General features: G+C 55.7%; 12 protein-coding genes, 1 tRNA gene and 1 other RNA gene. 1 reads left to right on the top strand and 13 read right to left on the bottom strand.

All coding sequences use genetic code 11. The features are described from left to right. Nucleotides 1-203: 203 nt before the first annotated feature. The 4 genes from ssrA to AC06ND_RS07035 form a co-directional block, all read right to left on the bottom strand. Nucleotides 204-602: a transfer-messenger RNA gene (ssrA, locus tag AC06ND_RS07050) on the bottom strand. Nucleotides 603-675: 73 nt separating this feature from the next. After that, nucleotides 676-2418 carry a hypothetical protein gene (locus AC06ND_RS07045; RefSeq protein ID WP_475678284.1) on the bottom strand — a complete coding sequence of 581 codons (1743 nt, stop codon included), beginning with the start codon at nucleotides 2416-2418 and terminating at the stop codon, nucleotides 676-678. A 45-nt stretch (nucleotides 2419-2463) separates the two neighbouring features. After that, nucleotides 2464-2919 (bottom strand): GatB/YqeY domain-containing protein, encoded by a 456-nt coding sequence (locus tag AC06ND_RS07040; protein WP_475678283.1) that lies wholly within the window; start codon nucleotides 2917-2919, stop codon nucleotides 2464-2466. 68 nt (nucleotides 2920-2987) lie between these two features. Then, nucleotides 2988-3062: transfer RNA gene (locus AC06ND_RS07035), tRNA-Val, on the bottom strand. A gap of 129 nt (nucleotides 3063-3191) precedes the next feature. Between AC06ND_RS07035 and AC06ND_RS07030 the strand changes: the two genes are divergently transcribed. Further along, on the top strand, nucleotides 3192-5072 hold the full coding sequence (locus AC06ND_RS07030) for an ABC-F family ATP-binding cassette domain-containing protein (RefSeq protein WP_475678282.1): 1881 nt from the start codon (nucleotides 3192-3194) through the stop codon (nucleotides 5070-5072). Here AC06ND_RS07030 and trkA read toward each other — a convergent pair. From trkA to priA, 9 genes are all read right to left on the bottom strand, one after another. Continuing rightward, nucleotides 5069-6457 (bottom strand): Trk system potassium transporter TrkA, encoded by a 1389-nt coding sequence (trkA, locus tag AC06ND_RS07025; protein ID WP_475678281.1) that lies wholly within the window; start codon nucleotides 6455-6457, stop codon nucleotides 5069-5071. The genes AC06ND_RS07030 and trkA overlap by 4 nt on opposite strands. Nucleotides 6458-6459: 2 nt before the next feature. Then, nucleotides 6460-7746, bottom strand: coding sequence for a glycosyltransferase family 2 protein (locus AC06ND_RS07020; protein WP_475678280.1), 1287 nt, complete (start codon nucleotides 7744-7746; stop codon nucleotides 6460-6462). A gap of 23 nt (nucleotides 7747-7769) precedes the next feature. Further along, a complete protein-coding gene (locus AC06ND_RS07015) occupies nucleotides 7770-8675 on the bottom strand; it encodes an EamA family transporter (RefSeq protein ID WP_475678279.1) in 906 nt (301 codons plus the stop codon). Continuing rightward, nucleotides 8675-9265, bottom strand: a complete 591-nt coding sequence (locus tag AC06ND_RS07010) for an FKBP-type peptidyl-prolyl cis-trans isomerase (protein ID WP_475678278.1) — start codon at nucleotides 9263-9265, stop codon at nucleotides 8675-8677. The genes AC06ND_RS07015 and AC06ND_RS07010 overlap by 1 nt, the downstream gene beginning before the upstream one ends. Nucleotides 9266-9279: 14 nt before the next feature. Next, on the bottom strand, nucleotides 9280-10644 hold the full coding sequence (locus AC06ND_RS07005) for a TldD/PmbA family protein (protein ID WP_475678277.1): 1365 nt from the start codon (nucleotides 10642-10644) through the stop codon (nucleotides 9280-9282). A gap of 1 nt (nucleotide 10645) precedes the next feature. Further along, the gene (locus tag AC06ND_RS07000; protein ID WP_475678276.1) at nucleotides 10646-12100 is read right to left on the bottom strand and encodes a TldD/PmbA family protein; all 1455 of its coding nucleotides are present in this window, start codon (nucleotides 12098-12100) and stop codon (nucleotides 10646-10648) included. Between the two features lie 3 nt (nucleotides 12101-12103). Continuing rightward, a complete protein-coding gene (locus AC06ND_RS06995) occupies nucleotides 12104-12802 on the bottom strand; it encodes a DUF2400 domain-containing protein (RefSeq protein ID WP_475678275.1) in 699 nt (232 codons plus the stop codon). Nucleotides 12803-12804: 2 nt separating this feature from the next. After that, nucleotides 12805-13719, bottom strand: a complete 915-nt coding sequence (locus AC06ND_RS06990; RefSeq protein WP_475678274.1) for an alpha/beta fold hydrolase — start codon at nucleotides 13717-13719, stop codon at nucleotides 12805-12807. A gap of 7 nt (nucleotides 13720-13726) precedes the next feature. After that, a partial coding sequence (priA, locus tag AC06ND_RS06985; RefSeq protein ID WP_475678273.1) for a replication restart helicase PriA occupies nucleotides 13727-14943 on the bottom strand: 1217 nt, incomplete at its 5' end.

Raw genomic sequence — 14943 nt, 5'->3', positions numbered from 1 at the left:
CACCCGCGGCACGGAAGCGGGTGCCGAAATCCGCGGCTGGCGTCAGCCAGGCGTGATTGAGGCGGGGTCTAAAGAAGTCGGGGACTTTGCTATCTGGCAAAATCTCCGACTTCTTTCGACTCCGGAGGGGCGAGCAGCCTCGCCGTGGAGTCGCATCCTTCTACGAAGAAAGCGACCAATAACCACTTATTAGTCGCCTTCTTTTGTGGAGCTGGGCGGACTCGAACCGCCGTCCAAACACCGCACCAGGCGGCTTTCTACACGCTTATCCTTCCTTTGGTTGTAGGCCAATGGCTGCCGGAAGGCGGGCCATCAAAGGCTTATCCTTTAAGTCTTAGGCAGCTTTAAAGGAGTCCGCTGCAGCATCCGGTTTGAATGATACCCCTAAGTCAGGCCATAACCGGCTTAAAGTCCTGAGGGATACTCGTCGGGCCCGCAGCCTTGGCGGACCGGATTAAGGTAATCAGCTTGGCTAATTACGCAGCGAGTGCATAAGAGTTGTTGCCAACTAATTGTTTGAAGTCTGAGATTTACGGGCAAGGCTACGACGCCCGACGTGCTTACCGTCCAATGTCATGTGCTGTCAAAACCAAAACAGCCCCATAGGTAGTTAAAGAAGGAGCGGGAGTCACCGATCAGGAAAGGCTCCCGCTCCTTCTGTGCTGCAAATATAAACTATTTTTTCACTGTTATGGCCCTGCGCTCGGCAGAAATTGTCCTGCCAGCAGCCATCTGCTTCGCTGACTTGGCGTCTGAGGCGTGCCTGTTGGTAGCAGATACGCTGGCCCTTGCACCGGTCCACTCAGCGTCGTCGAGCCTCTCAACGTAGTTGGTCCTTGCCGCAGACTTCTGCATTGAGACGGCTGGGGTAGAGGAGCGTCTTGGAGCCATTACAGCAGGACTGCTGCTCTTCTGCATGCTACCTGTGTATGTGCCCTTGAACCTGGTGTTGTCGTTGAACTTGTCAGCGAGGTCGAAGGTGATGGTATAGGTGCTGCCGGACTTGCTTACCTCTACGGTTCCGGTGGTCGCTCCGAGCCAGGTACTCTCGTCGTTGGTAGGGAAGAGCCATGTTCCGTAGTATTCTGTGCCGTCGATATATCCGCAGAGAGCGCTGCCGGATACGAGCGCAGTCTTCATTGTGCTCTCGGTGAATTCCTCGGTGAGAACCTCGTAGCTGCCGGTGATGTCGGTGGCATTGCGCGAGGTGATGAGCTCGAACTGGATCTCCCTGCCGTCAGCCCAGGTGGTGTCGTCTCCGAGGAGTACCTTCCAGTCGCGGATGCCGGTGTAGCTGCTCCATGGCTGTCCGAGGTCCTCGATGAGACCGTGCCTGAAATTGTTGATCTCGATTACGTCTGGCTGAGGCTCCACGCCGCCCTCAAGCTTGCCTACATATTTTCCTCTGAACCTTGCATTGTTGTTGAAACCGTCTACGAGGTCGAAGGTGATGGTGTAGGTGTCGCCGCTCTTGTTCACTTCGACGGTTCCGCTGGTTGCGCCGAGCCATTTGCTCTCATCATTGGATGGGTAGAACCATGTTCCGAAGTATTCGTTTCCGTCAATGTATCCGCAGAGCGCGCTGCCAGGAACGAGTGCGGTCTTGATGGTGCTCTCGGTGAATTCCTCAGTGAGCACCTTGTACTTGCCGACGATGTCGGTAGCGCTGCTTGAAGTGATGAGCTCGAACTGAATCTCCCTGCCGTCAACCCACTTGGTGTCGTCTCCGAGGAGCACCTTCCAGTCGCGTATGTTCTTGTATGATGACCATGGCTGGCCGAGATCCTCGAGCTTGCCGTACTTGAAATCGTTGAGCACGTAATCCGGAGTAGGCGTAGGAATCACTACGTCAGTATATGCGAAATAGCCATAGTAGTCAAACACGAACTCCTCTCCGTCAGCAAGCACGGTGGCCTTGATGCTGTAGGTCTTGCCGTTGGTGATGTTCACGGTCACCTTGCCGTTGGTGATGAGCTTGTACTGGGCAGGACCGTTGAGAGGGCGATAGTAGATGTATGAACCGGATATCTTCTCCTCATTGTCTTTGGTGATGTAGCCGCCCTTGAGGAATGCGTTAACGCTGTATTCGTTCCTTGCCGGAATGTACTCCGCCACTGCGAGTTCGTTCTTCTCGTTGACTTCCACGTTCATGTCCAGCCACAGTGCTGTGCCCACGCCGCTGATGACGCGGTCGTCGACCCTTGTCTTGCCGCTGAGGAGGTAGGTGCAGAACACGTTGAGGTCAGCAATGTCGCTATTGAACTCGCCGAAGTAGTATGCCCCGGCATCGGTGAACTCGGTCACGACGTGAGGAATTTCCTCCTTCGGAGTAGGTTTCGGTTCTCTGCGGCAGCCTGCGAAGGTCGCAGCTGCAAGTGCGATCAACAGAAGTGCGCTGGTTATTCTTTTTATGCTCATATCGATTTCTTTTTGTTTCGCTTCCGTAGAAGCAATTCCCGTGCCTTAGGCGTTGCTGAGTATCTTCTTCACGAGAGCGGAGATCACTCTTCCGTCAGCCTGGCCTGCAAGACGCTTGGTGGCTACGCCCATGACCTTGCCCATATCCTGAGGCTTGCTGGCTCCGACCTCGGCTGCGATACCCTTGAGGATTTCCTCGACCTCAGCCTCGGTAAGCTGCTTCGGAAGGTACACTGAGAGTGCTTCAGCCTCTGCGAGCTCGTTGTCTGCAAGTTCCTGGCGTCCTGCCTCGGTGTACTGGAGAGCACTTTCCTTGCGCTGCTTCACGAGCTTCATGATGATCTTCACGATGTCTGCGTCGGTGAGTTCACCAGATGCGTTCTCCGCGGTCTTGGCGAGGAGAATCTCTGCCTTTATTGCTCTGAGGGCGCTGAGGCGTACGGCTTCCTTTGCCTTCATCGCTGCCTTGATGTCTTCCTGAATCTGTTTCTCGAGTTCCATGATATATCTTGGATTAGTGTTTATAAAAAGAAAAGCCCGCGATGTGTTTCGCAGGCCTCGGTTATTTGTGGGAGCTGAGGGAGTCGAACCCCCGACCCTCTGCTTGTAAGGCAGACGCTCTGAACCAACTGAGCTAAGCTCCCAGACTTGTTTTCCCTAGCCTCGTGGCTTGGGACTGCAAATATACAACCGAATTCTTGTTCTGCAAATTTTTTTTGAACTTTTTGTGCTGACGCGGCGTTTGATTAACTTTGCACTGATATAGGAAGTATATGGCAAGCTATCTACAGATTGAGAACATCAGCAAGTCCTATGGGCCGAAGGTACTCTTCGAGAACATAGGATTCAACATCAATGAAGGTGACAAGATCGCCCTCATCGCACCGAACGGTACCGGAAAGACCTCGCTCATGAGAATACTCGCGGGCAAGGACAGGAGCGACTCCGGCGGAAAGATCACCTTCCTGAAGGATATCAGGATAGCCTTCCTCGAGCAGGAGTACGAGTTCGATCCGGAGAAGGGCGTATTCGACCAGATCATGGACTCGAGCCGCAGCTTTACCGAGAGCCTCGACCAGGAGCATCTCTGGGAGTATGAACTCAGGGTGCAGAAATTCCTCACCAACTTCAATCTTCCGGACTATTCGAAGAAGATGAAGGAGCTTTCCGGCGGTGAGGTGAAGAGGGTCGCCCTTGCGCAGATGCTTTCGAGCGAGTCGGACTTCCTGATCATGGACGAGCCTACCAACCACCTCGACATCGATGCCATCGAGTATCTCGAGTCCTATCTCAGCCGCTCGCGCTGCACCCTTTTCATGGTGACCCATGACCGATATTTCCTCGATCGCGTGTGCAATACGGTGATGGAGATGGACCATGGCGCCGTATACGTATATAAAGGTAACTACCAGAACTACCTCGAGAAGAGGGAGGAAAGGATCGCGAACTACAATGCCGAGACCGACAAGGTGAGGAACATACTTCGCAGGGAGCTGGAGTGGATACATGCGACCCCATGTGCCCGTACAGGTAAGGCGAAGTACAGGATTGACGCTTTCCATGAGCTCAAGGACCGCGCAGAGCAGGTCTATGTGCAGAAGCAGCTCGACATGAGCGACCTTCGCCCGGGCAACACTCCGCGTCTGGGAACCAAGATCATCGACTGCAAGGACCTGTCCTTCAGCTATGACGGATATCCGTACCTGAGCCATTTCACCTACAACTTCCAGCGCGGTGAGAAGGTAGGAATCGTCGGCCGAAACGGAGTTGGAAAATCTACCTTCATCAACATACTTACCGGCTTCCATCCGGACACGGGCATCACCGATACCGATCCGGGAGTGGAGAAGGAGAGATCGAGCGGAAGCAATGCCGCCCAGATGGACTGGGGGCCTGGTGCAGAGATGAGCGGCGTGCTCGAAAGGGGAGAGTCGCTCAGGATCGGATACTACCACCAGGCGGGAATGGAGTTCGACGAAGACCAGACTGTGCTCGAGACGGTGAACGACACCCATCTGCTCGGACGTTTCCTCTTCCCGCACGATATGCTGAACAACAAGATCAGCAAGCTCAGCGGCGGTGAGAAGCGCAGGCTCTATCTGCTCACCATCCTGATGAAGCAGCCGAACATGCTGGTGCTCGACGAGCCTACCAATGACCTCGACATCGTGACCCTGAACATACTCGAGGAGTATCTCAAGGAGTTCAGCGGCACACTGATAATCGTGTCCCATGACCGTCATTTCCTCGACCGTCTCGTGGACCACCTCTTCGTGTTCTGCGGCGAGGGTATCATCAAGGACTTCATCGGCAATTTCTCGGAGTACCGCGCCTTCATAAAGGATTATGAGGCTCAGCAGAGAAAGCAGGCAGAAGCAGCAAGGAAACCTGCGGAGAAGCCTGTGGCAGCCCAGAGCTCTACTTCGGCCTCGGCCAAGCCAGCCAAGCGCAAGCTTAGCTACAAGGAGCAGAAGGAACTGGAGCAGCTCGAGGCTGACATGGAGGCCCTGAACGCAGAGAAAGCCGCCCTCGAGGAGCAGCTTTCTTCAGGTAATCTTCCTTTCGACCAGCTTCAGGCAGCGTCTGCCCGCCATGGCGAGATCGCGGATCTTCTCGACGAGAAGGAACTCCGCTGGCTCGAACTTTCCTGCTAGTTGAAGAACTTATCTACGTCTTTCACGACCTTAGGGTCGGCAAATACCACTACGCTGTCGTAGCCCTGGATCTGGGTGTCTCCGACGGCGATGATGGTTTCGCTTCCGCGGATGAGTCCACCGATCACAGCCTCGCGAGGGAAGCCCTTGTCCTTGAGTGCCTTGAGCGGATACTTGGTCACCTTCGCCTCTGGCGCAACGTTGTATTCGATGATCTTAGCGTTGGTGCCGCTCATGAACTTGATGAAGCGGACCTTGTTGCTGAGGGTGAACTTGTATATCCTGCCGGCGGTGATATCTTTCTTGTTATTGACGAAGTCCACGCCCATCTCTTCCGCGAGGCTGATGTACTCGAGGTTCTCGACTTCCGCGATGGTGTGGTCAATGCCGAGTTTCTTCGCTGCGACGCAGGCGAGGATGTTGGCCTCGCTGTTGTCGGTCACGGCTACGAATGCGTCATAGTCCGCGATGGACTCGTCCATCAGGAAATCGGTGTTCCTACCGTCTCCGTTCACTACAGTGACCTTGTTTCCGAGCTTTTCCGAGAGCTCGATGCACTTCTCCCTCTTGATCTCGATCAGCTTCGTGCTCTCCATCTTGCTGCTCATCTGCTTTGCGACCATGGCGCCGATGGGACTACCACCGAGTATCATGAGCTTGCTGATGGTCTCGTTCTTCCTTCCGAGGTCGGCCATGATCATCTCGATACCTTCGCGCTTTGCAACGATGTATACGCGGTCGCCGTAGCGGAACTTACTCTGTGGACCAGGGATGATGGTGTTGTCCTTCCTGGAGATTGCAACCACACGGAACTGGAGGTCCATGGTGTTGCCGGCCTCCTGGGTCTTCTCGAAGCGCTTAGCGAAGTCGAAGACGTTGCTGTCGATCAGCGGAGAGTCCTCCTCGAGCTTGAAAACCGCCATCTGCAGCTTTCCTCGTCCGAAGGTCAGCGAGTCGTTGTATGCTGTCCTCTCGAGGTGCTCCACGATTTCGTTGGCGGCGATCTTCTCGGGGTAGAATAGGAAATCGATGCCCATCTCGGTGAAGAGGAGCTTGTTGTCATATGAGAGATACTCCTCGTTGTTGATGCGGGCGATGACCTTCTTGCTTCCGAGCTGCTTTGCGAGGATGGCGCTGACGATGTTCACGTCCTGGGAGTGGTCCGGGTTCACCGCGATGAACAGTTCCGCCCTTTCTGCACCTGCACGCCTGAGTACGTCGAGGGAAGTAGACTTTCCTTCGATGCCGACGACGTCTATGCTCTCGGTGAGCATTCTCAGTCTGGCTGCGTCATTCTCGATCACGGTGATCTGGTTGGATCCCGAGTTGAGCATCTTTGCGAGGTGTGAGCCGACTTCACCGGCTCCAGCTATGATAATCTTCATAATCAATCAGTGATAAGTTCGTCAAGGATGTCGAAAACCCTGTCCCTGGCTACTATTGAGAGAGTGATGATAGGGGCGTCTATGATGCCGATGATCTGCACTCTGTCGTTTGTCTTCTTGTCGAGATCTATCCTAAGGCATGCCTTTGACTTGCTGCATCCGTTCCGGATATCCTCGATGAGGAACTCGCGCAACTCGTCGAAATCGAGTTCCGGCTTGTTCTTCCTGTACTCCCTGTGGGCCTGCTTCACTGCCTTCCAGTAGCTCGTCTTGCCTCTGAGGAGGTAGGTGAGCGATGCGCACCAGTCGATGATGAACCTTATCCTCATGTGCCTGCGGACCATCTGGATGGCCTCGGTGGCGCAGGAGGTCAGCAAGGTCTCCCTGAGTCTGTCAGGGAGTTCGTTGAATACCTCCATGCAGTTGAGGAAATCATCGGTGCTCACCGCATACTCCGGTGCTGTCACGGCGAGGACGTCGAAGAGGTTGCGGAGCACATAGGTCTTACCGAGGTTCTTCCTCATCATTGTGAGGTTGTTCCTGTAGTTGAGCTTGAGCTTGAAAGGGGATTCCTGCGGAAGCGTGCCACCTCCGACATGGTAGACTTTCGAGCGTGGGACATAGCTCACCTTGTATCCGGCAAGTCGCGCACGCCAGCAGAAGTCAATCTCCTCCATGTGCGCGAAGAAGGATTCGTCCAGACCCTCGAGGTCCTTCCATACGGTAGAGCGCACCATGAGGCAGGCTCCGCTGCCCCAGAGTATCTCGTATGGGTCGTCGTACTGTCCCTCGTCGACCTCAATCCTGTTCATCACTCGGCCCCTGCAGAAAGGGAAGCAGAACATGTCGAGGTAGCCGCCGGCTGCGCCTGCATACTCGAACTCGTCCCTGTGCTCGTAGCTAAGGAGCTTCGGTGCGCACGCAGCGCAGTCCTGATGGTAGTCCATCCACTCCTGGAGAGGGTAGAACCACCCGTCGCTGACTTCTACGTCGGAATTGATGAGGAGAAAATATTCCGGCACCACATAGTCAGTGGCGCCCTGAGGACCTGCGATGACATGCTCGAAGGCTCTGTTGTAGCCGCCCGTGAAGCCATAGTTCTTGTCAAACTGGATAAGCCAGATGTCCGGATGGTTGGCTCTGAGCCACTCCTGGGAGCCGTCGGTCGAGGCGTTGTCTGCCACGATGACCTCCGCGTCGTCGTCCTTTACGGACGCGATAAGGCCTGGGAGGAATCTCTCGAGATAGTTCTTCCCGTTCCAGTTCAATATGACTATAGCAGTCCTCATTACTGCAAATATAGCAAAAAAACTTAGTGAGAGCCTAACCAGATAAAGAACATTCCGATCAGTATGAGGCTGAGGTCCAATATCTTGGCCTTCATGTTCGAGCGCTCCTTGAAGATCACGACTCCGCAGATGAACGATACGATCACAGAACTTCTCCTGATGAGCGATACGACTGAGATCATCGACTCCGGCTGCTGGAGCGAGCTGAAGTATGCGAAATCTGCGGCAGAGATGAAGACGGAGATGAGCGGGATTGCCCAGAGCCACTTGAATTCACCGCCGACCATTCCTGCGCCCGGGTTGTTCCTGCGTGCTTTCATGGACGGGATCCAGCGCATGAAGAGACAGATGATGAGCATCAGGATGAACTGGTATAGATTGTACCAGCCCTGTACGAGCTCAGGCTCTATCTGCCTTGCCACGAACTTGTCGTAGAGGCCGCTCGCGGCTCCTGTGATGGCCGCTCCGGCTATGCACCATATCCACCTGTTGTGCGCGAAGTCGATCTGCTCCTTCTTCTTGCTTGAATTGCTCAGAAGGAAGATGCTCAGGAAGGCGAGTATGACGCCTATCCATTGGTAGAGGTTCAGACGCTCGCCGAAGATCAGCATGGCTCCCAGGAGCACGAGTACCGGGCGGGTCGCGTTGATGGGGCCGACGATGGTGATGGGAAGGTGCTTGAGACCTACATACCCCAGTATCCATGAGGTCAGCACGATTGCTGCCTTGGCGACGAGGATGAGGTGCTGCTGCCCGCTCAGCGTGCCTGCGATGGCCGAACTGACGGTCACGGGCGAGAAGATGAGCGAACAGAATAAAGTGTTAAGAAGCAGCACCGGGAGAACTGCGTTGTCTCTCAATGCCGCTTTCTTAGATGTGTCATAGAAGCCCAGCAGTACTGCCGAGGCGAATGCGAACAGGAGCCACATTACTCTCCGCAGCCACAGCCACCTTCACCGCCGCAGTTGCAACCGCCTTCTCCTTCGCCGCAACCACCGCCGCAGCCGCCATGGCATCCACCGCCATGACATCCGCCGCAACCGCGCCTTACGAGTTCGCCGTGAAGGCCCTCGGTGAGTTCCTTCTCTGTAGCCTCGCGAACGCTGATGATCTCGCCGCTGAATTCGAGGGTCTTGTCTGCCATAGGGTGGTTGAGGTCAAGCTTCACGAAAAGCTCGCCGATCTCGGTGATCCTTCCGATGACCATTCCGCCGTTGCCGTCGGTAAGAGGAACCTGAGCGCCCATCTGGAGGAACTCCTGGTGTCCGTCGAAAGCCGCTACAGGGAGCTCGATGAGGTTTTCAGGGCTTGATACGCCGTAGCCTTCCTCTGGAGTGAGGGTGAAGGCGAACTTTGCGCCTGGCTCGAGGCCGGCGATGTGCTCCTCGAACTTAGGGAGGAGAGAGCCGGTGCCGAAGATGAAGTCAAGAGGCTTCTCCGCTGTGGTGTGGTCTACGAGGTTTCCCTCTACCACGAGTTCGTAGATAAGCTCTACGACGCTTGATGCTGCAATTTTCATATCTTTTGTCTTTTTTATGCTGAGAATGTCACGTCCTTGAAGGCCAGGGTCGGAATCTGCCATCTTGAGCACTGTCGTGGGTCGCTGCCTGCGATGAAGAGCTGGTTCCACAGCTCGACCATGTTACCCGTGATGACAAGCTCGCGCACAGGCTTGACTAACTTGCCGCGGGAGAAGGTGAAACCCTCCACTCCGTAGGAGAAATTGCCCGTTGCTGCGTTGCAGTTTCCTCCGTTGAACCCAGTGACGAGCACGCCGCTTCCGCATTCCTTCAGGATGCGCTGCAAATTTATCTCATTTCCGAGTATATTGCAAGGATATGGCTGGAGCACAGGAACCGAAGGCCCCTCTATGGTCTGCTCCACTCCCATCTTGCCGGAGATGTAGGTGTCGATGAAGTTCATCTTTACGACTCCGTTCTCGATGATTGCACGGTTGCTGGTCGCAACTCCCTCAGTGTCGAAGAGCCTTGCACCGGCCTTTCCCTTCGCTCTTGCCATGTCGACTATCGTGAGTCCTTCGGCAAAGGCCTTCTTGCCGAGCGCATCGACGAGGAAGGAATTCTTCTGCTGGATCGAAGAGCCGTAGAGGGCACCGAAAAGGGGAGCGACGAGCCTTGACGCCACGCTCCTGTCCACGACCATCTTCCTCTTTCCTCCGCGTGTGCGTCCGGGGCTCATCTGCGCCTTCGCGCGCTCGAGAGCCAGATCCGTACATGCGTCGATAGGATTGCTCTTGCCGTCGAAGAGCTTGGACTTGCACCATGAACCATCCCACCAAAAGCCGCTGTAGCGCCTTCCTTCCTTGTCGGCGATGGTGATTTCAGTGACCACGCTGAATGAGGTCTCGGTGTGCCTTCCCTCGAAACCCTGTGAGTCGATTATATAATTGTCGTCTATGTTGTCCGAATATTCGCACTCGACGCTGACTACGCTGTAGTCCTCTCCGTCTTCCGGCATACGTGCCGAGCTTACGATGGCCAGTCTGTCGTCAGCGCTGACCTCCATGTATGACGGATCATAGAGCCCCATCTCCTCGCCCGTGAGGGCCTCGTCGGCACATAGCTCCTTTGCCGGGAGGCGTCGGCACTCATCCGGAGCCAGCAGCCTGGTCGATTCCACTGCCTGGCCCACGAAGAGCCTGAGCTGCTGCTCGTCGAGCATGTTGGTCGAATATGTGCCGTACTTCCCGTCCACGAAGAGGTGGAGGAAGATGGAACGGTCTGCCGAATGGGTGACCTTGTCCAGCGCACCTTCGAGAGTCGCATAGCTGTCGGACACGGATTTGCTCAGCGAAGCGCGTGCCGCCGATGCCCCGAATTCCATCGCAGTCCTGATGCAGTAGCCTGCGAGTTCCTTTTCCTTGTCGCTTATCTTCATCCTATTCTCCTCCAACTGTCAATGATTTCACGAGCACGGTCGGAATGCCGCAGCTCACCGGAGCAGACTGTCCCTTTCCGCAGGTCCATGTGCCCTCGTCTATCTTGAGGTCGTTTCCGACCATGGTTATGTCGCTGAGCGCCTGCGGGCCGTTGCCGATGATGTTGATGTCCTTCACAGGCATGGTGAGGCGGCCGTTCTCGATGAGGTAGCCGCTCTTCACGTAGAAGGTGAAGTCACCCTCGCCGATCTTGACCTGACCGTTGCTGAACTCGTTCACGAAGATTCCCTTGCTCACGCTCGCGATTATGTCTGATGGGTTGCAGTCGCCACTTTCCATGTAGGTCGCCCTCATCCTCGGAATCGGGTCATAGCGGAAGCTCTCCCTTCGCCCGTTGCCTGTCGGAGCTACGCCGAAGTGCTGGGCGCTGATCCTGTCATGGAGATAGGATTCGAGCACGCCGTTGCGCACCATGTATGTCTTCTGTCCTGCTACGCCCTCGTCGTCCCAGTTGCATGCTCCGCGGTTTCCCGCAACGGTAGCGTCGTCCACTATGTTGATACCGTCCATGCAGACCTTCTCGCCGATGCGGCCGGTGAAGATGGACTGTCCCTTTCTGTTGAAGTCGGCCTCGAAAGCATGTCCCATGGCCTCGTGGAGAAGGATACCGGATGCTCCGCATGCCATCACCACTGGCATCTGACCTCCCTTTGGCCTTTTCGCCCTGAACCTGTCCTCGATTCCTGCTACGGCATCTGCTGCTATCTCCTCGATGAGCCCTGCTTCGACGCACATCTCAGGCCCCTTCCTGAACGAGCGTGAAGCAGACTTCTGCTCGGTCGCACCATCCTTCTCGAAGATTACCGAAGCCACGATGCTGCCCAGCGGGCGGGTGTCGTAGGTGAGTTCGCCGAGGGAGTTGTACATCATTATGTCGCTCTCCGAGCTGCTGATCTTGGCGATGATCTTGGATACCTTGATGCTCGGGTCGCTGACCGATGCCGTCTTGCGCCTTATGCAAGCCTCGAGCTCCTTCAGCACCGGAAGGAAGTCGGCATTGGTGCTGGCTCTCCATGATTCCTTCTGCAGATACCAGTTTCCTGTATGAGGGTCCTTGCACGGGCCGGCTGCACGAATAGGAGTCGGTGCCGATGGACAGGCCGCTGCAATAGCTGCCGCCGCCTTGGCTGCTGCGAGCATGTCGGACATCGCGGTGCTCTCGGAATATGCATATCCTGTCTTTTCCGAGCACAGCACTCTGATTCCGACGCCGTAGTCGACGTGGAAACCTCCGGCAGTCACTTCAGAATCCCTGAGGACTATGTCGTTGAAGGTCGTGTATTCGAAATACAGGTCAGAGTAGCTTCCACCATTGGAAAGCGCTGCTCCGATGAGTGTCTCGAGGTCTTGCTCCCTGACCTTGAAAGTGTCGAGATAATATTGTCTGTTCTTCATCTTCTAATGTGTCACTCCGTAACCGAACAACGCGAAATCGCCCTTGCATGGGTCTCCAGGGAAGATATCCCTGAACGCGTCCGTGATTTCCTTTGCGGTCACGATGTCTTTCTGCTTCCTTGCGGTGAGTCCGAGTGAGGTGGCCTGTTCGTAGACATGTACGTCCAACGGAATGATCAGATCTTCCTTTGAGCTGTTCTTCCAGAGTCCGAGGTCCACCTTTCCGTCATCGCGCACCATCCATCGTCTCATCATGTGTATCTTCTTGTTCGGAGCCTTGAGATCAGGCTTGCTGCCGATTATGCCGGTCCTGAAGCCCTCCGGCCTCAGCTCTTCGAGGCTTTCGTGCCTGAGATAGAACTCTCTCAGCCTTCCGCATATCTGAGCGAACTCAGACCACTTGACTGTGCGGTGCAGGCTCGCGGGCTCCTTTCTGTATTCTCCTCTCATCACATAGTCGTAAGGCTTCCACCCCATCTCGTCGAGAGCGCGTGTTGTGTCCCGGACTATCATGGCGCGGCGTCCCCATGCCAGGTGGCCCGAAATCACCGCAGATACCTCCACGTCCTTCAGACAGGCCTCGCCCCTTCTCATCAGCTCGGCAAAGCGTCGTGGGAAGGCTATAGGGTCCTGCTCGAAATATTGAGGGTCATTATATGTCTCCGCCCATTCTATGAGCAGTTCTCTGGTTTTTCTGTCCATCGTTACCTTACGTTCCACGCATCCAGCTGGGCGAGCACGTCGTTCCACACGACTGCCTTGTCCGTCTCGTTGAGGATTTCGTGCCTCATTCCGTCGTAGGTCGTGAGCTCCACGTCCTCATATCCTGCCGCCATCATCGCGGCTACGGCCTTCTCGAGGGCTTCGTCGCTGATCCTGCACGGGTCTTCCGCGCCGGAGATGAACCTCACCGGAAGCTTCTTGTTCCCCATTGCCCAGCCTTTCTTCCCGTAGCAGTCCATGCAGAGACCGAGCAGATTGTAGAAGCCGTTGGACGTGAACTGGTACTGGCAGAGAGGGTCGGCATTGTACTTCGCCCGCTCCTCGGTATCCGATACCACCCATGCGTTCGGACCTTCTGCCTCGAAAGGCTTGTTGAAGGATCCGAAGGACATCTGCTGGAGTATCTTAGGGCGGTTGTGACCGCCAGAACATAATCCCAGAAGCTTTGCGAGCACCCTTCCGACAGGGGAAGCAGCGTTGTAGCTAGGACAACCGCAGACGTAGAGCGCACGGATCTCGCTGTCGTAGCGCTTCACGTATGAGCGTACGACCATCGATCCCATGCTGTGCCCGAAGAGCACGACCGGTAGTCCTGGCCAGAGCTCCTTCGCCTTCCTGGTCACGAGCAGACAGTCCTCGACCATGGCTTTCCATCCTCCCTCGTACATGAATCCGAGGTCCTCGGTCGACTTTACGCTCTCTCCATGTCCACGATGGTCATGGCAGATACAGCAATATCCGTTGGCGGCAAGGAACTCCATGAACGGGATGTACCTCTCCTTGTGCTCGCACATGCCGTGCGAAATCTGTACGATAGCCTTCGGAGACTGTGCTCCGACTGCGATGATGCCGAGTTCGAGGCCGTCGGCAGAGGCCTTTATGCTGAGTTTGTCCATATCTTTTCTATGCCGGGTCCACGTCGATCACGATGTGGCCGTCGTATCTGTAAGTCTTTTCGAATTCCCTGACCGTCCTGAGCAGGGCTTCCTTGTTGGCCGTCAGCTGCCTGTCCTTCGCGAGCGAGACGGACATGCTGTTGCGGAAAGGTCCCGTAATCTCTGCGCTGCCGCTTGCGAGGGCCTTGTCCAGGGCGACGAAGAGCGAGTTCCCCAGGGAAGTTGCCATGTGCGAGGCCCTGGTCTCGTTATCGTCATTGACATGGATGTCGATGACCCTTGTGTAAGGAGGGTAGTGGAAGTCGAGCCTTTCCTCGAGCAGCTTGCTCCTGATGTCGGAGGGAGCTTCGTCTTCCTCGCTTTCCATGTACTGGCTATATACAGGGTGCTCCGGATTGGCGGTCTGGATGATGAATAGCCCCTTCTTTTCGCGTCTGCCGCAGCGTCCGCGGAACTGCTCGAGCAGCTGGAATGCCTTCTCGTCCGCCCTGAAGTCCTGTATTCCGAGCATAGAGTCAGCCTGGAGCACCGCGACAAGGGATACTCCTTCGAAATCGAAGCCCTTGCTGACTATCTGGGTTCCGATGAGTATCTGTATGTCACCTTTGGCGAAGTCGCGGATTATCTCGGACTCAGCCTTATGGTCTGTCGACACGTCGCTGTCGAGCCTGGCGATCCTTGCCTGGGGCCAGAGAGTGCGTGCCTCTTCCTCTATCTTCTGTGTTCCGGCTCCGAGTCCGATGAGCTTGCCCCCGCATTTGCATTTGCCCTCATACCGCTGCGAATAGCCGCAGTGATGGCAGAGCAGACGTTCGCTGCTTCCTACATGGAGCGAGAGCGGCTGGTTGCACTTCGGACACTTCGGAATCTCGCCGCATTCCTCGCATTGGAGGACCGGAGAATATGACCTTCGGCTGCGCAGGAGTATCACCTGGCCCCCATTGTCGAGAGCCTCATTGACGTGGAGTATGAGCTTGTATGAGAAGCTTCCCATCATTCCGCGCTTGCGGCGTTCGGCCTTGGTGTCGATGATCTCCACCTCCGAGTCCGCTGCTCCGTGGAACCTTTCCTTGAGCGGGACATGGGCAAACCTTCCTTTCTGGCAGTTGTATATCGATTCGAGGGACGGTGTCGCGGAACCGAGCACGATGCCGCAGGAAGGCTGGCTTGCTGCGAGCATCACGGCGACATCCCTTCCGTTGTAGCGAGGTGCAGGGGAGTCCT

The organism is Candidatus Cryptobacteroides sp. (assembly GCF_056207615.1).
The sequence above is the reverse complement of the archived record's forward strand: the minus strand, read 5'-3'. Positions and strand labels throughout refer to the sequence as shown.